A 21,801-nucleotide genomic window follows, 5' to 3' on the forward strand; every position below is an offset into this window, starting at 1 on the left:
GACATGCCACTGGTGATCGGTGTGGTGGGACTCGGCGGCCTCGGCGAAGGCCTCGCCAAGGTCCTGCTCGCGGGCGGCGCCGAGGTGATCGGCGTCGACAGCGATCTCGACGTGCTGGCCCGCGTCCACCACCGGCTGAGCGGACCCCAGCTCAGCCTCGCGACGGAACTGGCCGACCTCAAACGCGCCGACCTCGTCATCGAGGCGCTGCCGGAGGACTTCCTCACCAAGGAAACCGTGCTGCGGCAGCTCGTCGAGCAGTGCGCGCCGGGCACGGTCTTCCTCACCACCACGTCGACGCTGCCGGTGGCGAAGCTGGCCATCGCGTCCGGCGCGCCGGACCGGGTCGTCGGACTGCGCTACTCCATCCCGCCGCCGTACGGGCAGCACGCCGGCCTGATCACCACGGCCATGGCCGCACCGGAGGCGATTCACCTGGCACGCCGAGCTGTTCGGCTGGCCGGCACCGAGATCGTCAGTCTCGCCGGCCGGCCGGCCGAGGCCGCCACCGCGCTGCTCTACGCGTGCATGAACCGCACGATCGCCCTCGCCGACGCCGGCTACGCGACCGTCGAGGACCTCGACACCGCCATGAAACTCGGCTGTGGCCTCAGGTTCGGGCCACTGCACCTGCTCGACCTCATCGGACTCGACACGGTCAGGGCCACTCTCACCACGCTGCACGAGATCACCGGCTCCGACTCCTACCTTCCCTCACCCCTGCTCGACCGCATGGTCGAACGGGGACACCTCGGCCGCAAGACAGGCAAGGGATTCCACCGCTACGACGACCGCGGCGAGATCGTGCCGCCACCCCAGGCCCCCGCCGGCAACGGTGAACCGCGCGAGATCCGCAAAGCCGGAGTCGTCGGCGCCGGGCTGATGGGCCGCGGCATCGCCGAGGTCCTCGTCGTGGCAGGCATTCCGACCACTCTCATCGCCCGCACCGCGGACAAGGCAGAGCAGGCCGCGGACCGGATCCGCTCGTCCCTCACCCGGTTGGTCCACAAAGGACGTATGTCCGAACAGGACAGGCAGGACGTCCTCGCCAGGCTCACCGTCGCGACCGGCTACGACACGCTCGCCGACGCGGACATCGTCATCGAGGCCGTCGCCGAGGACATGGACGTCAAACGCCCTGTGCTGCAAGGCGTCGACGCCGTTCTCAAACCCGGCGCGATCATCGCCACCACCACGTCCAGCCTGTCCGTCACCGACTGCGCCACCGCCACGAGCCGCCCCGCCGACGTGATCGGCCTGCACTTCTTCAACCCCGCCCCCGTCATGAAGCTCGTCGAGATCGTGCGCACCGAACACACCGCCGACGACGTCCACGCCACCGCCCACGCCTTGGTGAAGTGGTTGCGCAAGACCGCCGTCGACTGCGCGGACCGCGTCGGGTTCATCGTCAACCACGTGCTGTTCCCGTATCTGAACGACGCCATCCGCATGCTCGACCGCACCGACGTCACGGTCGAGGAGATCGACACCGCCATCGTCACGGCGTTCCACCACCCGATGGGACCCTTCACCCTCCTCGACACCATTGGCCTCGACGTCTCGCTCGCCATTCTCGAGACCCTCTGCGCCGCTTCGGAGACCAGTGAACCCGCACCCGCCGAGGAACTGCGCCGGCTCGTCGCCGCCGGCCATCTCGGCACCAAAACGGGAAGCGGATTCCGGCTCGCCAACAAAGGAAAGTGAGGGATTCTCCGGACATGGCAGGACGTCGGCACGTCGCGATCTTCGCGAATCCCGCGCAGGGGCAGGCACTTCCCGCGCTCGCGGTCATCGAGGAACTGGTGCGGCGCGGCTACCGCGTCACCTACGCCACCTCGTCGGAGGTCGCCGCCCGCCTGGCGCTCAGCGAGGCGACCGACGGCAGGTGGGACGTCGTGGGCTTCCTCGACGACAGCGTGTCGCCGATCTCCCTGGCCCGCGGGTACTTCGCCGACGACCTGCCCGACCTCGTCGTCTACGACGGCACGGCGGTCGAGGTCGCGAGGGCCGCCGCCGAGACGTGGGACGGCCTGCCCGACGACGACTTCGTCGACGCGCGGTTCGTCGAGTTCCTCACCCGCTTCGGGCTCGCGTTCCTGCCGGAAAAACCCAGCCTCTACCGGGTTGTGCCGGGCCGTGTCGTCGCGTATTAGTTCACTGCGTGGAACCAGCTGAGAACTGCGGACGATTCGTGACCCGCACATTGCGGAATCACCACGCCAGACTTTGACACTTGCCCCGCCGAGTTTGCGGTCCGGTCACCCCGGGCATTTATCCTCAGCGCAGGTCATCTCTTCTAGCCTGAGGCGGTAGGTGGTGGACGAGCAGTCGGGCCCCGTCACCGAGCTGTTCGGTCGTGAGAGCGCGCTCACCACGGTGGCGCACCACACGACCGCCGCTCGGCGCGGCGCGGGCGGGCGGGCCGTGCTGGTGCGCGGCGCCCGCGGCTCCGGCAAGTCCTCCGTGCTGCGCCGGGCTGCCGCCAGTGAGGCGCACGTGGGCACGACCGTGCTGTCCGCGGTCGGCCGCGGCGAACGCAGGCCGCTCGCCGTCGCCCGCAGGCTGCTCGTCGGGCAGGGCGTGATCGTCCCGGAGCTCACCGACCCGTCCCCGGCCGACCTCTACCGCGTCTACCAGGGCATGTGGCGCGATGTCGTGACGCTCGCGGAACGAACACCCGTGTGCCTCGTGCTCGACGATCTCGACGCGTGCGACGCCGCGACCGTGCGGTGGGTGGACTTCCTGGTCCGCAGGCTCGGTGAGGAGCCGATCAGCCTGGTGCTGTCGCACCACGCGCCGCTCGCCGCTGACCTGGCCCGTGCGCACGTCGTCGACCTGCAGCCGCTGACGACACCGCAGGTCGCCGACATGATCTCCACGACCCTGCACTTCCCGCCCGACGACGTGTTCACGAGCCTGTGCCTGCGGCTGTCCGGAGGTATCCCACGGCACCTCACGACGGTGCTCGCGGACATCCGGGCCGCGCGGGCGCTGCGGCAGGAGTCGGTCGAGCTGGTCGCCGCACGAAGGCTGCGCGACCAGCCGGACCACCTGCGCGCGATCGCCACCGCACTGGTCGTCGTGGACTCCGAAGAGCTCGTCGGGCCGCTCGCCGGGGTGTCGGCACGGGTCGCCGAGAGCGGGATTTCCGTTCTGCGGAACGAACATCTGCTCGGTGACGGGCTTCCCGACCACGTCCGCGAGTGGTATCGGGCCGGCATGCTCGACGTGCTGGACCCGGCCGAGATCGCCGACCTGCGGCACCGGGCAGCGCTCGTGCTCGACGAGTCGGGTCACGACGTGCGGGCGGTCGCCGACCAGCTCGTGCATCTGCCCGATGTGGACACTCCGTGGATGTCGCAGGTGCTGCGGGAGGCCGCGGCGGGCGGGAAACCGCAGGACGCCGCCCGTTACCTGCGGCGTCTCGTCGAACTGCACCCGGACGACGTCGAGCTGCGCGTCAACCTCGCCACCGAACTGTCCCGGCACGATCCCGGCGCGGCGTGCGAACACCTCGCCGCCGCGTTCCACCGCACCACCGATCCCGATCTGCGGGCCGCGCTGGCCGTGAAACACGCGCTCACGGGCCGGACGCGCACGTTCCTGCGGCTCGCCAGGGATCCCGCGCTGTCCGGCGACCTGGTGACGCTGCTCGACGCCGTCCAGCTGTCGATCGACCTCGAGGACGTCCACGCGGTGTCGGCGGCCGTCGCCACGGCGGTGCCGCCGCGAGCCGGAGACACGACGGCACAACGCTGTCTGCTCGGTGTCGTCGCGGAGGCCACCATGCGGGGCGGCGGCTCGATGGACGACGCCGTCAGCTACGCGCGAGCCGCGCTCGCGGACTCGGAAGCGCTGACGGACTGGTCGATGCTGTCGGCCGCGACGGTCCTGCGCGTCGCCGGGCGCACCGCGGAAGCGCTGGCCGTGCTGGACCGCGCCGTCGATGCCTTCTCGCACAACGGGGACTCCCTCGCGCACTGCCGATCGCTGGTGCAACGGGCGCTGGTGCACCAGTCCGTCGGCGACCTCGACCTGGCCACCCAGGACGCGTGGGCCGCCGTCCGGACCGTGCGCGAACGAGGCTGGCAGCTGCCGCGCGCGATCGTCCTGCTGGCCTGGTTGTCGTTGCAGACCGGCAACATCCCGCTCGCGGCACGGCTGCTCGACGAGGTGAACGAGGACGACATCCGGCACCTGACACCGGTCCACCGCGAATACCTCCGCACGTGCGGATGGCTGGCCTTCCAGCGCAACGACCTCTCGCTGGCCGCCGACAAGATGGCGGCGTGCGCGACGGTGCTGAAGGCCACCGGGCTCCGCGACCCCAGCACGCTGCCGTCGTGGACCGACATCGCCCAGATCCTCACGCTCGCCGGCCGCGACGCCACCGCCGCCGTGAAGGAGGCCGACCGGCTGGCGAAGGCCTGGCCGTCCAGGGAAGCTGCCGCGTTCTCGTTGCTGGCCAGGGCGTACACCACGGCGGGACTCGGCGCGCTGGACATGGCGAAGGCCGCGTCCGATGGGTTCGCCGCGGTGCCGTCGCTCCTCCAGCAGTCACGAGCGGAGCTGTTGCTGGGCCAGCGGTGGACAGGAGCGGGCGACGCCCGCCGCGCACGGACACACCTGCGGACCGCCGTCGGGCTCGCGCTGCGGGCCGGCAGCAGAACCGCCGCGGACGCGGCCAGGACACTGCTGCTCGGCGTCGGCGGCCGCATGCGCGTTCCCTCCACAGTGGACGGTCTCGCGGTGCTGACCGCCAGCGAGCGCAAGGTCGTCGAGCTCGCCGCGGCCGGCGTCACCAACCGGGCGATCGCCGACCGCCTCTTCGTGACGCTGCGGACCGTCGAGGTCCACCTGACGCGTGCCTACCGCAAGCTCGGGATCTCCGGCCGCACGGAGCTGGCGGACGTCCTGGCCTGGAGATGATCCTGCTCGAACGCGCCGACGAGCTGCGGCGGCTCACCAGGGCGCTGCACCGCGTCCGCGCCGGCCACGGCGACCGGATCGTCATCACCGGACCGCTCGGCTGCGGCAAGTCCGCGCTGCTCGACGCCGTCCGCACCCGCGCGGCCGGCGTCCGCGTCCTCACCGCGCGGTGTTCCGCGCTGGAACAGGACTTCGCGTTCGGCGTCGCCCGCCAGCTGCTCGACCCCGCGCTCGCCAAGGCCGGCGACCGGACCAGGACCCGCTGGTTCGCCGGTCCCGCCGGTCTCGCGCTGCCCGTGTTCTCCGACGACGCCCCCGCCGACCCGGCGTTCGCGGTGGAGGAAGCCGCTGTCAGCGGCCTCACCGCGCTCACCTGGGCGATGGCCGCCGACGAGCCCGTCGTCCTGCTGATCGACGACCTGCACTGGGCAGACGACCCGTCGCTGCGCTGGATCGCCCGGCTCTGGAGAACCCTCGACCGGCAACCGGTCCTGCTCGTCGCGACCACGAGGGACGGTGAACGCTGCCCGTCGCCGCGCACCGAGATCCGGCCGGCACCGTTGTCGCCGCCGGCGATCGCCGAGCTCGTCGGGCACCGCACCGGCCAGACCCCGGACGCCGGGTTCGTCGCCGCCTGCCACGCCGTCACCGGCGGCAACCCGCTGTTCCTGCGCGCGGTGCTGAACCATGTCACCAACCCGACCGCCGACCAGGTCGCGCACGTCCGCGAACTGCGGCCCGCGCGTCTCAAGGAACGGCTCGTGCGCGGCCTCGCCACCCTGCCGGAGCACGCCCAGAACCTCGCCAAGGCCATCGCCACCCTCGGGGACGACGACGAGCTGGCCGGACAGCTCGCCGGTCTGACCCGGCACCAGACCCGCGAGGCCCGGCGGATCCTCGACCAGGCCGGGATCATGACCGGCAGGCCCGCCGTCCGGGACGCGATCGAGGAGTCGATGCCGGTCAGCGAACGCGAGGCCTGGCAGGCGCGCGCCGTGCAGCTGTTGCACGACAACGGCAAACCCGCCGAGCAGGTCGCCGCCCGGCTGCTCGCCGTCACCACCGTCCAGGGCGGATGGGTGATCGACACGCTGGGACGAGCCGCCGCCACGGCGATGCGGCGCGGCGCTCCCGAGGTCGCCGCCCGGTATCTCCGGCGCGCGCTCCGGGACGTCCCGGCGTTCTCCGAGCACCGCGCGCGGCTGCTCGTCGACCTCGCCACCGCCGAACGTTTCTTCGACCCCGCCGCGTCCCTCCGGCACATCTCCTACGCCGTGCCGTTGTTCCGAAGCGTCGAAGACCGGGCGAGAGCACTCGTGCGCCTCGCTCCCACCGCGCTCGGCCAGGCGCCACGGTCGGTCCGTGAGCTCGTCGACCAGGTCGCCGCCGACCTCCGCGGCGACGACGAGCTCGCCTACCGGCTCGAAGCGCGCCAGCGGTATGTGTGGCACGCGAACCCGGCGTTGCTCGCCGACTCCGTCGACCGTCTCCAACAGATCGACGGCGTCACGCCCGGCGCACGCGAACTCCGGATCGTCCTGCTCGACGCGGCCATGCTCAGCGCCCGCCTGCCCGCCCACGAGGTCGCGTCCGTCGCGACCGCGGTGCTGCGCCGTGAACCACCGCACCCTCGGCACGTCCACACCGCGATCCCGTTGCTCATCAGGGTTCTCGCCACCGCGGACGCCGCCCACGAAGCCGCGTCGTGGCTCGGCAGCGCGTTCAGCCAGGCGACGGACACGGCCGACCAGGCGCTGATCCGCGCGCAGCAGGCGTTCGTGCTCATGCACCTGGGCAAACCGGGGGAGGCGCACCAGGCGGTCGAGCACGCCCTCGACCTCGCGGTGCTCGACTGGCGCGGCGACACGACGACCACCGCGATCGGGCTCACCGCCGTCGCCATGGAACTGCGGGACCCCCGGTTGATCGCCAAGATCCTCAGCTCACGCCCCGACCGGGACGACTCGGCCGGCTGCGAAGCGGTGTACCGGATGCTGCACGCGACGGGGGAGACGCTGGCCGGACAGCACGTCCAGGCGCTAGGCCGGTTCCTGGACTGTGGCCGCGTGTTCGACAGCGTCGGCTGGCGCAACCCCGTGCTGCTGCCGTGGTGCATCACCTCGGCCAGGTTGCACGCCCGGCTCGGCGACCTGACCGCCGCCCGTGACGCCGCCGCACAGGCCTGGGACCGCGCGGTCGAGTGGGGTGCGCCGGTCGGCATCGGACGGGCGCTGTACGTGCTGGGCCGCTACACACCAGGCCGCAAAGGCCTGGATCTACTGCATGAGGCCGTTGAGGTGCTGCACGCCAACCCGTTCGAACAAGCCAAGGCACTGCTTCAGCTCGGCGCGCGTGAACGAGCCGATGGCGACCCACAAGCACAACGCCACCTCGAAGAGGCACGCCGGCTCGCGGTGCAATCAGGTGCGGGAAGACTGGCGCGGAGAATCGCGAAGGAACTCGACGGTAATTCGCCGGGAATTCTCGTGGCATTGACCCGCACCGAGTTCAAGGTCGCCGGGCTCGTCGTACGGGGACTCACCAACGCCGAAATCGCGGAAGAGCTCGGCGTGACCTCGCGCGCGATCGAGAAGCACCTCACCAACTCGTTCCGCAAGCTCGGCATCCGCAGGCGGACCGAACTGCCCGCCGCCCTCGCGAGGGCCTACCCGCCGTCACCGTAACACCGGCGACACATCTACGAATTTCTTGTGCGCACTTCCCTCACAGTTGAGCAGGGAGTCGGTTCAGCGGGGTGACGTCTCAATCGGCAGCTCGGGCATCTCCCCAGCTCAACGGCTGATCATCCATCAGGTGAGACATGCCCGAAACGCGCTACCGAAACATGCGGACGGCTCCCCGAACCCCCGGCCCACCCCTACCACAACATTAGGGGCCACCCCTCACACCTCGTTGACCGCGTTCGGCAGATCTTCCTACGATTCACGGTGTCAAGGCGAGAATCCGGAAATAGTCCTAGATCGCCTGACGACGGTTTATTCCCTGCAATCGCGGAACACCGAGTTGACGAGATCGAGAGGGATTCTCTCCCATGCACACCGTTGCCGCTGGTTCTCTCGCACCTGACCACTTCACCGTCGCCACCCCCGTTCCGGACGCCGACGTGTTCCGTTCCCTGCTCGAGCGATCCGGTCTCTGCCTCGCCCGCCTCGACCTCGGGCTGCGCGTCGTCGAGGCCAACGACGACTTCGTGACCCAGTTCGGCCACTCCCGCGACTCGCTGCTCGGCCGCAGCTTCTACGAGCTGCTGCACCCCGGCGTGCACGGCCCGATGCGCAAGCAGTTCGACCGCCTCGTCGAGGGCCGCCGCCAGCGCTTCGTCGAGCACCTCGCCGGCATCGGCCCGCGCCACGCCGTCTTCACCGGCGACATCACCGGCATCGCCGTCCACGACGCGCACGGCGACCTGGTGCAGTTCGTCGTCGTGGTGAACCCGGAGAAGGGCGAGCAGCCCAACGCCGTCGTCGTCGACCGCAACCGCATCCTCACCGAGCTCGACGCCCGCATCCTCGAGGGCATCGCGACCGGCGAGTCGACCGTGCGGCTCGCGTCCCGGCTCTTCCTGTCGCGCCAGGGCGTCGAGTACCACGTCGGCACGATGCTCAAGAAGCTCAAGGCCCCCAACCGCGCCGCGCTCGTCTCCCGCGCCTACAGCCTCGGCGTGCTGAGCGTCGCCAGCTGGCCGCCGCGGGTCTCGGCCGACTACATCAAGTAGGTCGCGCAGCCATGGACGAGGTCCTGGACCGAGCGGCACAGGCCGCCCGCGAGTGGGGCGGCACCAGCCCGGACGACCGGGCCGCGGCCCTCGACGCCGTCGCGAGCGCGCTCGGCCGCGAGACCGACGAACTGGTCGCGCTGGCCGAATGGGAGTGCAGGCTCCCCGGCGACCGGCTGCGCGCGGAGGTGCGGCGCACCACCTTCCAGCTGCGCTCGTTCGCCGAGTACCTGCGCTCCGGCGCGGTCAACGGTGTCGTGATCGACCGCGAGGACGTGAACTGGCCGCCGGGGCCACGACCGGATCTGCGCCGCATGCTGATCCCGCTCGGCCCGGTCGCCGTCTTCGGCTCCACGTCGTACCCGTTCGCGTTCTCCGTGGCGGGCAGCGACACGGCGTCGGCACTGGCCGCGGGCTGCCCGGTCGTGGTGAAGGCGAGCCACAGCTACCCCGATCTCGCCGACCGCACCGCCGAGGTCGTCGAGGAGGTGCTGCCCAAAGGCGTGTTCGCGCTCGTCCACGGCCAGCGCCGCGCCCGTGAGCTCGTGCTCGACCCGCGGATCAAGGCGGTCGCGTTCATCGGCTCGTCCCGCGTCGGCCGCGAACTGCACCATCTCGCCGCCACCCGGCGAGAGCCGATTCCGTTCTACGGCGGCTTCGGCAGCGTGAACCCCGTGTTCGTCACGCCTCGCGCCGCTGCGAAACGCGGCCGGGAGATCGCGCGCGGGTTCGCGCAGGCGTTGTCGCAGCAGAGCGGACAACTGTGCACCAAACCCGGATTGCTCGTCGTACCGGAGGGCTTCGCCGACGACGTCGCCACCGAAGTGCGCGCGCTGCGCGCGGAACCGTTGTTCAACAAGCTCGTGGCCAAGCGCTTCGAGACCGGAGTGGAAGCGCTTGCCGAAGTCCTCGACGTGCTGGTCGAAGGCGGGTCCGGGGCGGGTGGCCACGCGCCGACGTTGTTGCGCACCACCGCCGCCGACATCCTCGCGGGCCACGACGAGGCGTTGAACGAGTGCTTCGGGCCCGTGTCCGTCGTCGCGACCTACCGCGACAGCAACGAACTGCTGGAGCTCGCCGCCGCGTTGCCAGGCCAGCTCACCGCGACCGTGCGGGGAGAGGACGACGACCTCCTGCCCGAGCTGATCGGTGAGCTGACCGGACGTGCCGGCCGCATCGTGTGGAACCAGTGGCCCAACGACATCGCGACCACGCCCGCCATGCACCACGGCGGCCCGTGGCCCGCGACCACCTCCCCGTTCCACACCTCCGTCGGCGTGCGGGCCGTCGAACGGTTCCAGCGTCCCGTGGTGTTCCAAGGGTTTCCCAGCCACTTCCTACCTGAAGTGCTGGAGGACAACCGGTGAGGAAGGTCGGAGAATGCGCGCAGCGGTGGTCGCGGGACTCGGGTCATGGCTCCCGCCGCGAGTGGTCACCAACGACGAGCTGACAGCCAGGCTGGACACCACCGACGAGTGGATCCGGACCCGGATCGGGGTCACCACGAGGCACGTGGTCGAACCCGGGATGGCGACCTCGGACCTCTCGGTCGAGGCCGCGCGGCGGGCCCTGCGGTCGGCCGGGGTGCCGGGCGCGGGAGGGGTGGTCCTCGCGACCACCACCCCCGACCGGCCCTGCCCCGCCACCGCACCGGAGATCGCGTCGCGGCTCGGCCTCGTCGACGTCCCCGCGTTCGACATCGCGGCCGTGTGCACCGGATTCGTGTACGGGCTGGGGGTCGGCGCCGGCCTGATCACGGCCGGGATCGCGGACAGCCTGATCGTGATCGGCGGTGACGCCTACTCCACGATCCTCAACCCGCAGGACCGCACGACGTCCGTGATCTTCGGCGACGGCGCCGGGGCCGTCGTGCTGCGTGCCGGTTCCGCTGACGAGCCCGGCGCGCTCGGGCCGTTCGACCTCGGTTCCGACGGCGAGCTGTCCGACCTGATCACGGTGCCCGCCGGCGGGTCCAGGCAGCGGTCGTCGCGCGACATCGTGCCGCACGGCGACAAGTTCTTCCAGATGGAAGGACGCGAGGTGTTCGCGAACGCGGTCGCACGCATGTCCGCGGCCTCCCGCAACGCGATCAAGCGACAGGGCTGGGTCACGTCCGATGTGGACAAGGTGATCGCCCACCAGGCCAACACGCGGATCCTCGACGCGGTGTCGGCCGAGCTGGAGGTGCCGCGCGACAAGTTCGTCTCCAACATCACCGACGTCGGCAACACCTCGGCCGCCTCAATTCCCCTCGCTCTGGCGCACGGCGTCCGTTCCGGCGAACTCCGACCAGGCCACAAGGTGTTGCTGACCGCGTTCGGCGGTGGCCTCACCTGGGGCGCCACCACCCTGACGTGGCCCACCCTCACTCTCTCCGAGTAACCATGAAAACGATGAAGGGAACCTCCTCCACCTCACGCTCACGTGGAGAAAGGTTCCCTTCATCAACCACCCGAGAGTGGGTTAGGCGGGGATTGGGTTTCGGAGGGGGAGAACGCGGTGGAAGAGGGGGACGGCGACCGCGGCGACCACCACGTGCATGAGCATGAGGGCGATCACGCCGACCGGTGAGGCGCCCGGCAGGAAGAAGACCGGGATGTCGGCGAGGAGTGAGAGCGCAACCACGATCGGCACGAGCTTGCCGAGCGTGCGAGCGGGGTCCTTGGCGCGCTTGCGAATCGACGCCCACGCGAACGCGGCGATGATCACGCCGAGCGCGGTCAGCACGACGTAGCCGCGGGGCAGCAGGCCCTGCACGACGTTCGGATCGGCACCGAGCGCCTGCGCCGCGAAGGACACCGCCGCGTTGCCGATCGACGCGATCACGATGGCGGCGGCGACTCCCAGCACGACCTTGCCCTTGTCGGATTTCCCTCGTGGGCTCGTGTTTCCAGCTGGCATTGCTTCCTCGTTTCGACTGACGGGGTCAACGTGGGGCGGGAACGTGGGGCATGCCGACGCGGACCCGGCGGCTCAGCTGGGCCGGGTCGGTGAGGAAGATGCTCTTGCGCTCGATCGAGATCCAGCCGCGCCGGGCGAAGTCCGAGAGCGTCTTGTTGACGGTGTCGCGGCGCGAGCCGATGTACTGGCCGAGCTCCTCCTGGGTGAGGTCCTCGATCATCAGCAGGGCACCGCGCCGGTCGCTGCCGAAGCGTCCCGCCAGGCGCAGCAACGCCTTCGCGAGGCGGGCTGGGGCGTCCATCTGCACCAGGTCCATGCGCATCTGGTGCGACTCGCGCCGGCGGCGCGCGATGCAGCCCAGCAGCCGTTCGGTGATCTCCGGGCACAACGCCAGCCACTTCACCAGGTCGGCCCGCGCGATGCGGCCCGCGTGGACGTCGGTCAGCGCGACCGTCGTCGACACGGAAGGAGCCGCGTCGAACAGCGTCGGTTCCACCAGGACGTCGCCCGCGCAGTGGAAGTCCAGCACCAGCTCGCGGCCGTCGGAGGAGGTGCAGCACGTCTTGGCCTTGCCCGCCCGCAGGACGAACAGGTCGTCGGTGCGCACGCCCAGGCGCAGCAGCACGTCGCCACGCCTGAACTCGACGGGTTCGAGGGCGCGTGCGAACTGGCGCCACGCCTCGGTGGAGGGTGCGAGGATCGGCGGCCGCGACGGGGCGAGCAGCGCAGGTGCCACTTCGGTCTCCACTTCGTGCGGGCGGCCGGGCGTGCACCCGAAGTTAGGGTGGGCGACACTGGCGTGACGCTGGAAGACGCTGGGGGATTCCCCACGGCCTGTGCTGATTTCCTTCAAGGGTGCGAAAGGGGGAGGGACCCGTGCTCTTCGACGTCGGTCGCCTGCTGCACGAGGAGTTCCTCGCCGTCTACCGCGCGGCCGCCGCCGACGCAGACGGGTGGGAGCACGCTGCCGAGACCGTCGCGCACCGCGTCGGAGCGCGTCTCGTGGCGGCGAAGATCCCCGTCGCACAGGTGGTCGTGGCCTTGCGGTCCACCGACAGGTTGCTCACCGAGACCATGCTGGACGACGGCGGTGACGCCCGTGCGCTGGCCGCGGCGGGCACCGCGCTGGCCGCCGAGCTGATGTCGGTGTTCTGCGCGGACGACGACGGGCTGGCGGACGCGTTGCTCGCCGGGGACACGCCCGACGGCGCCGCTCCCTTCTACACCGTCGTGTCCGTGCGCGGAGCGGTGGCGGACAGGGCGGTAAACGCTTTCCGCAGGCACGGTCCGGTACTCCTGGCGGCATCCGGACATCTTCTGCTGCCCGTGGCCGAGGCGGTCGCGCTGCCGTTGTGCGGGGACGTGCGGGAGGAGCTCGGCGGCGAGGTGTGGTTCTGCCTCGCGGAACGACCCGCCGCGCGCGTTCCGTTGGCGCGCAAGGAGGTCGACGAGATCGACGCGCTGGTCGCCTCGCTCGGGCGGTCGCCCGGCGTGTACCGGATCGACGACATGTTGTTCGAGAGCGCGGTGACCCGGACGCCGGAGGTGCGCGACGAGCTCGGCAAGGTCGTCGCGCCGCTGCTCGCGAACCCCGTCCTCGTCGAGACCGTGCTCGCGTTGCTCGAGGCGGACGGCAACCGGGCGGAAGCTGTCAAGAAGCTGTTCATCCACCGCAGCACCATCGACTACCGGCTGGACCAGATCGAGCACCTCACCGGACTGAGCCCGGTCAACCCTCGTGACCTCGCCGTTCTCGGCACCGCGATCGCCATGAGCCGCACGAACTCGTTGGGCTGAGCGGATCGGGCTGGTCTTCGGCCAACGTTAAGGCTGTCTCAAGCCATCTGTGCCGACTGTCGACAGTTGCCTACCGTTGCGGTGCGACACCGTGAGGCCCTCAGGGAGGCGACGCGTGACCACCGTGCTGGACAGCAGACTGCTCACCGACGTGCTGCGAGACATCCTCAGCCCGTTCGACCTTCCCCCGGTGGAGGACGTTGCGACCCGCCGTCAGCTCGCCAGAACGCTGCTTTCCGGTCGTGACAACGGGTTCGAGGGTCTCGCGCTGGCCTACGCCGTGATCGCGTTCTGCGCGTCCACTGAGGACGACGCGGCCGAGGTGCTGAAGCTGGTGCGGGACAACGACGAGGCGCTCGTCCTCGACGGCGCCCGCGGCGGGTACGTGCTGCTGCCGTGTGCGCAGGACCAGCACGCCGGCCTCGCGCGGGAGCTGCACGGCCGGCTCGGCGGCGAGGTGTGGATGGCGGTCGCCTGGGCTCCCCGGCGCGACCTCGCGACGGCCAGGGCGACGGCCGGGGACGTGCTGCGGATCGCCGCGGGCCGTGCGCCCGGCGTCTACGAGCTGCGCTCGGTGCTCGCGGACTTCGCGGTGCTGCGCCAGCCGCACGTCGCGGAACGGCTGGCCCGCATGATCGAACCCGTGGTCGCGCAGCAGCCGTTGCTGGACGCGTTGCGGGCGTTCATCGCCGAGGACGGCAACCGCGCGGCGGCGGCACGGCGGCTGGACATCCACCGCAGCACCCTGGACCACCGCCTGCGGCTGGTCGAACGGCTCACGGGCTGCCGTCCGACCTCACCGCGCGCGCTGCTGACGCTGAGCGTCGCGCTGACCGCCCACTCGTGCCCGGAAGTACCGCTGCCTCACTGACTCACGTGGTCTGGGCGGCGATCTGCTCGCGGAGACGGTCCTCCTGAGCCTGGATCTCGGGCGTGGTGACGTCCTCGAACGCCTCGGCGCCGTGCACCTGCCGGATCTCGACCTCACCGCTGCGGAACGGCGCCTTCTTCAGCCACTCGACGGCGTCCTGCAGCGACGGCAGCTCCCAGATCCAGAAGCCCGCGATCAGCTCCTTCGTCTCGGCGAACGGGCCGTCGGTGACCGTCGTCGTGCCCTTCGCGTCGAACGCGACCCGCGCGCCCTTCGAGCTCGGGTACAGACCGTCGCCCGCGAGCATCACGCCGGCCTTGACCAGCTCCTCGTTGTAGTTGCCCATCGCGGCCAGCTCCTCGGTCGTGGGCATGACGCCGTTCTCGGAGTCCTCGTTCGCCTTGACGATGACCATGAACCGCATCTCGATCTCCTCAGGTCTGGTGTCCGGTGTCCGTTTCTACTCACGCGTCGATCGGCCCGCCCGGCTTTCGACGAGCTGGGCTCGAATGTGACCGGCGTCACAAGGTTAGTGTGGTCGTATGCGCGAAGACGTCGACTGGATCCTCGAGAACTGCCAGGTCTGGGCCATCGTCGGACTCTCGGACAACCCGTCCCGCGCGGCTCACGGCGTGGCCAGGTTCCTGCAGCAGCGCGGCCGGAAGATCGTGCCGGTGCACCCGGCGGCCGAGACCGTGCACGGCGAGCAGGGCTACGCGACGCTCGCGGACATCCCGTTCCCCGTGGACGTCGTCGATGTGTTCCGCCGCTCCGAACACGCCGGGCGGTTCGCGGACGAGGCCGTCTCGATCGGCGCGAAGGCCGTGTGGTTCCAGCTCGGCGTGGTGGATCGCGAGGCATACCAGCGAACCAAGGCCGCCGGGCTGCGCATGGTCATGGACGTCTGTCCCGCGATCGAGTGGCGCGCCGGTTGACCAAGTAGCTACCCTGCGGTTTGAGGTCTCCGGACGACCTGGGGGTACTGGAGACACCAAGCCTGGGGGGCTTTGTTTCGCATGCTCGTCGACATCAACGTGCTGCAGCTCGCGGACTCGCCGCGACTCGGAGGCTGCAGCGAGGAGTTCGTTCGTTCACTGGCGTCCTCTGGTGCCGATCTCGCGCCGATCGTGGTGCACCGCGGTTCCATGAAGGTCGTCGACGGCGCCCACCGCGTGCGGGCGGCCGCGTTGCGCGGCTACCGGTCCGTCGAGGTCGAGTACGTCGACGGACCGGCGGAGGACGTGTTCGTCCTGTCCGTGTCCCTCAACGTCGCGACGCTGTCCACCGCCGACCGCGAGGCCGCCGCCCGGCGGTTGCTGCGGTCGCGCCCGCAGTGGTCCGACCGGGCCATCGCCGCGTCCACCGGTCTCGCGGCCAAGTCCGTGGGGGTGCTGCGGCGCGCCGTGGGCGGGCGTGCCGCCAACCGGGTGGGCCGGGACGGGAAGGTCCGCCCGGTCAACTCCGCTGCGGGACGGCGGCTGGCCGGGGAGATGATCGAGGCCCGGCCTTCCGCGTCGTTGCGCGACATCGCCCGTGCGGCAGGGGTGTCGCCCGGCACCGTCCGGGACGTGCGGCGGAGGTTGAACGCCGGGCTGGACCCCGTGCCGGAGCGGATGCGGGCCGCCGAGAAGGCCGAGGTCGAGGTGCCCGCGGCGCGAACGGAGGTGCGGGCGCCGGCGGCCACCCTGCCGATCCTGCGGCGCGATCCGTCGCTGCGGTTCAACGAGCACGGCCGGCTGGTGCTGCGGTGGCTCGAGGCGCACGCGGTGTCCTCCGGCGAATGGGCCGCGGTGGTGGACGGCGTTCCGTCGCACTGCCGGGAACTCGTCGCGGACATGGCGCGCGGATGCGCCGAGGTTTGGGCCCAGATGGCCGAAGCGCTCGAACAGGAAAGCCGGCGGCAGGCCGTGTAGTCGTGTGGTCGCTATTCCGCGTCGGGGCTATTTCGCGTTCGGCGGGACACCCGGCTACGAATAGGAGAACAGGATGTCGCTGATTTCCCCGGCCACCTCGCGCCCCACCGCCGGACGCAGACGGGACAACAACCTGCTGAATGCGGTCAGGTCGATGTGCACGGTCGCCGACTGCACCTGACGGATGTCGTCGAGGAGATCGGTGACGAGCTCGCACGCGTGGTCCACGTCGCCCGCCGCGGCGTGGGCCAGTGCACGGCGAAGGCCGAACCGGGTGCGGGCGCGCAGGGCCGTCGGGGCGATCAGCGGCACCTGGGTGTCGAGGATCGCGGCGGCTTCGGCGTGGCGGCCGAGGTCGTGGAACGACCAGGCGCGGGCGACGGCCACCTGGTCGATCAGACTCGTTGTGCCGTAAGGGGATTCCCGCACGGCCTGGTGCAGCTGGGCGGCCCGGTCGAGGGCCTGCTCGCACCGGTCCCCCGCGCCGGCGAGCGCGTAGCCCTGGGCCTCGCGCAGGGCCGCCGCCGACTTCATGGCGGGGGAGTGGGACTGGCCCGCGCGGCGGGCGTAGGACACGGTGCTGTGGGCGTCTCCCCGGTACAGGGCGAACTCGGCGGCACGGACCAGCGACCACGCCTCCAGTTCCCGGTCACCGCCCTTCGCCGCGTACTGGACGGCTCGCCTGGTCATCTCCGCGGCGGACGCGTCGTCACCCCGTTCCTGCTCCATCCACCCCGCGTACTCGGCGTACCGGGCGGCGAGCAGCCACAGACCGCGACCCAGCCCGGGGTCGTCGGCGGAGCGGGCCATGGAGCTCAGGACGTCCACCTGGGGCCGCAGGCTCACGAGGACCACGCCGGGGCTCAGGCGATGTCCCAACGCGCGGTGGTGGTCGAACATCGAGTCGTACGTGCGCAGGGCCGCGTGGTCGCTCGGGATCGGGCGGACCGGAGCGTCGGCGAGCTCGATCAGGCGCCCGCCCGCCCGCAGGACGTCGTCGAGGATCTTCGCCATCTCCGGGTTGGGCCGGACCTGGCCGTTCTCGATCTTGCTCAGGTGGCCCTTGCTGTACGGAACGAGGTCCGTCAACCGGCTGAGTGAGAGCCCGCGCTCGTTGCGCAGGCGGCGAACCTCCTGGGCGAACGTGGGTGACAACGGCTTCACCCCCTCCCCGGTAGTGTGTCCGGGCCCAAACGCCTGGATACCGAATGTCCACTATTTGGCAGGAGATTGACGATCAACTGGAACTAACTGGAGCGGTCGGCGATGGTTCCATGTGAGTCATGGCGATGACGTGCTCCGACGAGGCGGCTGGTGTGGTGATGGTCTGGCAGCGCTTGGCGACCAACGTGGTGCACCGGTCCCCGTGGTTCGAGGTGCGCGCGGACGACGTCGTCAGACCGGATGGCGGACACGGCACCTACACCCACGTGGTGGCACCGGGATCGGTGACGGTCCTGGCGATCCAGGACGACGACCACGTGGTGCTCACCCGGCAGTGGATCTACACGCACGGCGGCACCGAGTGGCGGCTGCCCGGCGGCGCCGTTGACGACGCGGACGCCGACCCGCTGGCCGCGGCACGGCGCGAGCTGGCAGAGGAGACCGGGCTCAGAGCCGAGAAGTGGGAACGGCTCGGCCAGATCCACGGCGCGGACAGCCTCAGCAACCACGTCGACCACATCTTCCTCGCGACCGACCTCACCCAGGGCGAACCCGATCTCGGTCCCGGTGAGGCCGACCTGCGCGTGCGGACGCTGCCGTTCCACCACGCGCTCGACCTCGTCCAGCAGGGCATGCTCCCGCACGCGGGCAGTTCCCACGCGCTGCTCGTGATGGCGCTGCGCCGCACGGCCCAGAAATAGGGTTTCCAGGGGTTTCCTGATTTCGGAGGAAACAGGAAACCCGTTCTCATTCGACTGGCGGAAAGCCACTCTTGGTGCATCGGCGAGAACCTCAGCCCGAAAGCCAGTCAGAATGAGAAGGTGAATTTCTCGATGAGAATGATCTGCTCACTCGTCACCGTCGTGAAGGTTGCCGCGATCTGCCTTTTCGTGGGATTCGTGGTCGGCAGCTTCTTCGCTATCTCGGTGATCTGACCCGACTTCGGACTGCGGTTCTCCCTGATTCACACAAAGGGAGGTGTTCAGTCGTGGAACCGCATTTTGCCGTTGACATGCTGATCGGCTAGGCGCGTGGCGTCCACTGAACGCCGTAGCCGCGGCCCTGACGAGGGTGTGGGAACGACACGTCGATCTCACCGATCTCGTCGACGGGCAGCTTCCGCGGCCAGGGCGTCAGGTCGTCGGTATCCCGTGCCAGGGCCTCCTCGACGGCCCACACCGTCTCGGGCAGGTCCTCCCGGTCGAACCGGACCCTCAGCCGGAACGACTCGCACATCCGCTCCGGCCAGAACACGTAGGTCGGGCGCATCGACTGTCCCCGTGGCACTTTGACCTCGAGTGCGAACTGGTGCGTTTGCCCTGTGTTGAGGGGTCGGGGCAACCGCAGCTTCATGAGGAAGCGCCGCGGGGACGGACGCTCGTGGCCGATGAGCTCGACCCCGTGCAACACCTCCACGTCCAGGTCGCCAGGTGCGCCGTCGGGCGTGGGGGAGGGGATCGTGATGGACCACGCGATCTCGTTGACACCGTCCGTGTCGGCCACAACGGTCCGGCGTTCCGTGCACGCGGGCGTCGGACCGTCCAGCTTCAGCAGCGCGTCGAACTCCTTGACGTGCCACAGTTCCGACGGCGTCACGTGCGCCGTCGACGCCGCCGGCTGCAGCGCCACCTCCACCAGGCGCTGCAGTCCGGCCTCCATCCTCCTGCGCACCGTGCGCGCGCCGCGATCCTGTTGCTTCGCGAGCCACTCGATGCGTTCGTTGAGGAACCGGAACTGCGCTTCCTCGTGCAGTCCGAGCGGTGCCAGAACGGCGTTGCGCACCTCCGCCGGGAAAGCGCGGACCGCGTTCGTCACCCAGTCCCGCAGTTTCGTTCGCACGGCTTCCGCGCCGTCGGACTCCACGATGCCGCACACCTGGCGCAGCGCCGGCCCGACCTGCAGGTCGATTCCCGGAGTCTGCACCCCGCGCCCCCGGCACAACGTGCGCAGTTCTTCCATCAGCTGCTCAGGTGAGACAGGCATCCGTCCTCCGCGCGGAAATGCTTTGCCGGGCATGTCGGGCACACCTCGCCGGACGTTACTCCGGATGCACCGTCCGGGTGAATGTGAATATCGGCGGCCAAAGGGATTGTTCTACACCCCCGGTCAAGATGATCACCGCCGTTCGACTGATGTTCTGACCTGCTGTTTCGCGGTGACGTGCTGGTCACGGACGGTGACTCCCTCCGGTCACCGTCGACCCCGCCGATCTGGAGGTCCATTCGTGCTGCGCACGATATTGTCAGCTTTATCCGCGTTTGCGCTGATCAGCGGCGTTCCTGCCGTCGCTGCCCCGGCGGAGAGCGCTTACCTGCTGCGGTTCCGCACCACCCTGTCCGCGCCTCCAGCTCAAAGGCCTCGGCGTGCGGCTCGGCGCGTTCGTCCAGGACGGCACCAGGCGACCGTGAACGACCTGTCGTCGAAGGTCACCGCGCCCGGCGGCACCGTCTACGGGGGCGACAACGGCCTGATCGAGGCAACTGGTCCACGCCGGGCGGCGTCGCGAACACCGTCGGCACCGTGGAGAACGTGTTCGTCCGGGCACCGGCGGCGGGCACCTGGACGGTCGAGGTCGTCGCGACCGAGGTCAACGTGGACGGTCACGTCGAGACGGCCGCGACCGACGCCGACTACGCGCTGGTCGTGTCGTGAGGGCTATTCGAACCGGGTCGGGTCGCCCGCGCCGTAGCGGATGATCTCGGCCTCACCGCTGGAGAAGTCCACCACCGTGGTGGGCGTGGTGCCGCACTCCCCGGAGTCGATCACCGCGTCCACCACGTGGTCCAGCCGTTCCTTGATCTCCCAGCCCTGCACGAGCGGTTCCGCCTCGTCCGGCAGCAGCAGCGTGGACGTGAGCAGCGGCTCGCCCATCGCCTCCAGCAGCGCCTGCGTCACGACGTGGTCCGGGATGCGCGCGCCCACCGTCTTCTTCTTCGGGTGCATCATGCGGCGCGGCACCTCCTTCGTCGCGGGCAGGATGAACGTGTAGTTGCCCGGCGTGGACGCCTTGATCGCGCGGAACACCGCGTTGTCCACCACCACGAACTGGCCGAGCTGGGCGAAGTTCTCGCACATCAGCGTGAAGTGGTGCTTGTCGTCCAGCTTGCGGATCTCGCGGATCCGGTCGATGCCGTCCTTGTTGCCCAGGCGGCAGCCGAGCGCGTAGCAGGAGTCGGTCGGATACGCGATCAGGCCGTCCTCCTGCAGGATCCGCACGGCCTGGTCGATGGCGCGCTTCTGCGGGTTGACCGGGTGGACGTCGAGGTACTTGGCCATGCCGGGCAGGATATGCCGATCAAGGTTTGAGCAGCACTTTGACCATGCCGTCGGCCTTCTTCTGGAACGTCTCGTACGCCCTGGGCGCGTCCTGCAGCGGCAGCCGGTGCGTGGCGAAGTCGTCCACTCCCAGCGGATCGTCGTCCGTGAGCAGCGGCAGGATCTCCGGAACCCAGCGCCACACGTTGGCCTGGCCCATCCGCAGCTGCAGCTGCTTGTCGAACATCGTCAGCATCGGCATCGGGTCGGCCATGCCGCCGTACACGCCGACGATGGAGATCGTGCCGCCACGCCGGACCATGTCGATCGCGCTGTAGAGCGCGCGGAGGCGGTCGATGCCCGCTTCCTTCATGAACTTCTGCGCCATCGCGTCCGGCAGCAGCCCGGTGAGCTGCTGGGCGATCTTGGCCGCCGGCGCGCCGTGGGCCTCCATGCCGACCGCGTCGATCACCGCGTCCGGGCCGCGTCCGGCGGTGAGGTCCCTGACGACCTCGGTGAGCCGCTTGCCCGCGCCGCGCAGGTCGATCGTCTCGACGCCGCGCGCCTTGGCACGCGCGAGCCGTTCCGGGACGAGGTCGATGCCGATCGCCCTGGCGCCCCGGTGCCGCGCGATCCGGCAGCACATGTCGCCGATCGGGCCGAGACCCAGGACGGCGACGACGCTTCCTTCTTTCACGTTCGCGTACTCGACGGCCTGCCACGCGGTGGGCAGGACATCGCTGAGGTAGACGAACCTGTCGTCCGGAGGCCCCTCCGGAACCTTGATCGGCAGCGTGTTGCCGAACGGCACCCGGAGGTATTCGGCCTGCCCGCCGGGCACCTGGCCGTAGAGCTTCGTGTACCCGAACAGCGCGGCACCGGACCCGTGCTCGCGGACCTGGGTGGTCTCGCACTGGCTCTGCAGACCCTGGTTGCACATCACGCACGAGTTGCACGAGACGTTGAACGGGATCACCACCCGGTCGCCCGGCTTGAGGTTCGTGACCTGCGCACCGACCTCCTCCACGACGCCCATGGGTTCGTGCCCGAGGATGTCGCCCTCGGTGAGGAACGGTCCGAGCACCTCGTACAGGTGCAGGTCCGACCCGCAGATGCCGCTCGACGTGATCTTGACGATGACGTCTTCCGGTTCCTTGAGCGCCGGGTCCGGCACGCTGTCGACCCGGACGTCGCGTTTGCCGTGCCAAGTGACTGCCTTCATGCCCAGTGGCGTT

General features: G+C 70.1%; 20 protein-coding genes. 13 read left to right on the forward strand and 7 right to left on the reverse strand.

The window, feature by feature from the left end; all coding sequences use genetic code 11:
- The first annotated feature begins 3 nt into the window (after window positions 1–3).
- The 7 genes from JOD27_RS02280 to JOD27_RS02310 all read left to right on the forward strand — a co-directional run bounded on the left by JOD27_RS02280 (window position 4) and on the right by JOD27_RS02310 (window position 11,047).
- Complete coding sequence (locus JOD27_RS02280; protein WP_204760391.1) at window positions 4–1,704, forward strand: 3-hydroxyacyl-CoA dehydrogenase family protein; 1,701 nt, start codon at window positions 4–6, stop codon at window positions 1,702–1,704.
- A 14-nt stretch (window positions 1,705–1,718) separates the two neighbouring features.
- Window positions 1,719–2,153: a hypothetical protein gene (locus JOD27_RS02285; RefSeq protein ID WP_204760392.1), complete on the forward strand. Its 435-nt coding sequence runs from the start codon at window positions 1,719–1,721 to the stop codon at window positions 2,151–2,153.
- Between the two features lie 163 nt (window positions 2,154–2,316).
- Window positions 2,317–4,929: a helix-turn-helix transcriptional regulator gene (locus JOD27_RS02290; RefSeq protein WP_204760393.1), complete on the forward strand. Its 2,613-nt coding sequence runs from the start codon at window positions 2,317–2,319 to the stop codon at window positions 4,927–4,929.
- The gene (locus JOD27_RS02295) at window positions 4,926–7,613 is read left to right on the forward strand and encodes an ATP-binding protein (protein WP_204760394.1); all 2,688 of its coding nucleotides are present in this window, start codon (window positions 4,926–4,928) and stop codon (window positions 7,611–7,613) included. Before JOD27_RS02290 ends, JOD27_RS02295 begins: the two co-directional genes overlap by 4 nt.
- A gap of 368 nt (window positions 7,614–7,981) precedes the next feature.
- The gene (locus JOD27_RS02300; RefSeq protein ID WP_204760395.1) at window positions 7,982–8,665 is read left to right on the forward strand and encodes a helix-turn-helix transcriptional regulator; all 684 of its coding nucleotides are present in this window, start codon (window positions 7,982–7,984) and stop codon (window positions 8,663–8,665) included.
- 11 nt (window positions 8,666–8,676) lie between these two features.
- Entirely contained in the window at window positions 8,677–10,032 is a 1,356-nt protein-coding gene (locus JOD27_RS02305; protein ID WP_204760396.1) for an aldehyde dehydrogenase family protein, read from the forward strand.
- 13 nt (window positions 10,033–10,045) lie between these two features.
- Complete coding sequence (locus tag JOD27_RS02310; protein ID WP_204760397.1) at window positions 10,046–11,047, forward strand: beta-ketoacyl-ACP synthase III; 1,002 nt, start codon at window positions 10,046–10,048, stop codon at window positions 11,045–11,047.
- 81 nt (window positions 11,048–11,128) lie between these two features.
- Here JOD27_RS02310 and JOD27_RS02315 read toward each other — a convergent pair whose 3' ends face one another.
- A complete protein-coding gene (locus JOD27_RS02315; protein WP_204760398.1) occupies window positions 11,129–11,566 on the reverse strand; it encodes a DUF6069 family protein in 438 nt (145 codons plus the stop codon).
- Window positions 11,567–11,591: 25 nt separating this feature from the next.
- Complete coding sequence (locus JOD27_RS02320; RefSeq protein ID WP_204760399.1) at window positions 11,592–12,302, reverse strand: Crp/Fnr family transcriptional regulator; 711 nt, start codon at window positions 12,300–12,302, stop codon at window positions 11,592–11,594.
- Between the two features lie 140 nt (window positions 12,303–12,442).
- On the opposite strand from JOD27_RS02320, the gene JOD27_RS46400 reads away from it, so the two are divergent.
- Both JOD27_RS46400 and JOD27_RS46405 read left to right on the forward strand, forming a co-directional pair.
- Window positions 12,443–13,363, forward strand: coding sequence for a PucR family transcriptional regulator (locus JOD27_RS46400; protein WP_204760400.1), 921 nt, complete (start codon window positions 12,443–12,445; stop codon window positions 13,361–13,363).
- 115 nt (window positions 13,364–13,478) lie between these two features.
- Window positions 13,479–14,234, forward strand: a complete 756-nt coding sequence (locus JOD27_RS46405) for a PucR family transcriptional regulator (RefSeq protein WP_204760401.1) — start codon at window positions 13,479–13,481, stop codon at window positions 14,232–14,234.
- A 1-nt stretch (window position 14,235) separates the two neighbouring features.
- Here JOD27_RS46405 and JOD27_RS02335 read toward each other — a convergent pair whose 3' ends face one another.
- On the reverse strand, window positions 14,236–14,658 hold the full coding sequence (locus tag JOD27_RS02335; RefSeq protein WP_204760402.1) for a YciI family protein: 423 nt from the start codon (window positions 14,656–14,658) through the stop codon (window positions 14,236–14,238).
- Between the two features lie 118 nt (window positions 14,659–14,776).
- Between JOD27_RS02335 and JOD27_RS02340 the strand changes: the two genes are divergently transcribed.
- Both JOD27_RS02340 and JOD27_RS02345 read left to right on the forward strand, forming a co-directional pair.
- Complete coding sequence (locus tag JOD27_RS02340) at window positions 14,777–15,169, forward strand: CoA-binding protein (protein ID WP_204760403.1); 393 nt, start codon at window positions 14,777–14,779, stop codon at window positions 15,167–15,169.
- A gap of 81 nt (window positions 15,170–15,250) precedes the next feature.
- Window positions 15,251–16,147 (forward strand): ParB/RepB/Spo0J family partition protein, encoded by an 897-nt coding sequence (locus JOD27_RS02345; RefSeq protein ID WP_204760404.1) that lies wholly within the window; start codon window positions 15,251–15,253, stop codon window positions 16,145–16,147.
- 54 nt (window positions 16,148–16,201) lie between these two features.
- On the opposite strand, the gene JOD27_RS02350 is transcribed toward JOD27_RS02345, so the two are convergent.
- Window positions 16,202–17,302, reverse strand: coding sequence for a helix-turn-helix transcriptional regulator (locus tag JOD27_RS02350; protein WP_204760405.1), 1,101 nt, complete (start codon window positions 17,300–17,302; stop codon window positions 16,202–16,204).
- Window positions 17,303–17,430: 128 nt separating this feature from the next.
- Here JOD27_RS02350 and JOD27_RS02355 point away from each other — a divergent pair, with 128 nt between their 5' ends.
- Window positions 17,431–18,012 (forward strand): NUDIX domain-containing protein, encoded by a 582-nt coding sequence (locus JOD27_RS02355; protein WP_239566292.1) that lies wholly within the window; start codon window positions 17,431–17,433, stop codon window positions 18,010–18,012.
- A 322-nt stretch (window positions 18,013–18,334) separates the two neighbouring features.
- Here the strand turns inward: JOD27_RS02355 and JOD27_RS02360 are convergent, their stop codons facing one another.
- On the reverse strand, window positions 18,335–19,294 hold the full coding sequence (locus JOD27_RS02360; protein WP_204760406.1) for a hypothetical protein: 960 nt from the start codon (window positions 19,292–19,294) through the stop codon (window positions 18,335–18,337).
- A 537-nt stretch (window positions 19,295–19,831) separates the two neighbouring features.
- Between JOD27_RS02360 and JOD27_RS45805 the strand changes: the two genes are divergently transcribed.
- Window positions 19,832–19,963, forward strand: coding sequence for a hypothetical protein (locus JOD27_RS45805; protein WP_275591544.1), 132 nt, complete (start codon window positions 19,832–19,834; stop codon window positions 19,961–19,963).
- A gap of 3 nt (window positions 19,964–19,966) precedes the next feature.
- Here the strand turns inward: JOD27_RS45805 and JOD27_RS02370 are convergent, their stop codons facing one another.
- Both JOD27_RS02370 and JOD27_RS02375 read right to left on the reverse strand, forming a co-directional pair.
- Window positions 19,967–20,587 (reverse strand): L-threonylcarbamoyladenylate synthase, encoded by a 621-nt coding sequence (locus JOD27_RS02370; protein WP_204760407.1) that lies wholly within the window; start codon window positions 20,585–20,587, stop codon window positions 19,967–19,969.
- Window positions 20,588–20,606: 19 nt separating this feature from the next.
- Window positions 20,607–21,788, reverse strand: a complete 1,182-nt coding sequence (locus JOD27_RS02375) for a zinc-dependent alcohol dehydrogenase (protein WP_204760408.1) — start codon at window positions 21,786–21,788, stop codon at window positions 20,607–20,609.
- Window positions 21,789–21,801: the final 13 nt, after the last annotated feature.

This window comes from Lentzea nigeriaca (assembly GCF_016907955.1).
In the GTDB taxonomy this organism is placed as follows: domain Bacteria; phylum Actinomycetota; class Actinomycetes; order Mycobacteriales; family Pseudonocardiaceae; genus Lentzea; species Lentzea nigeriaca.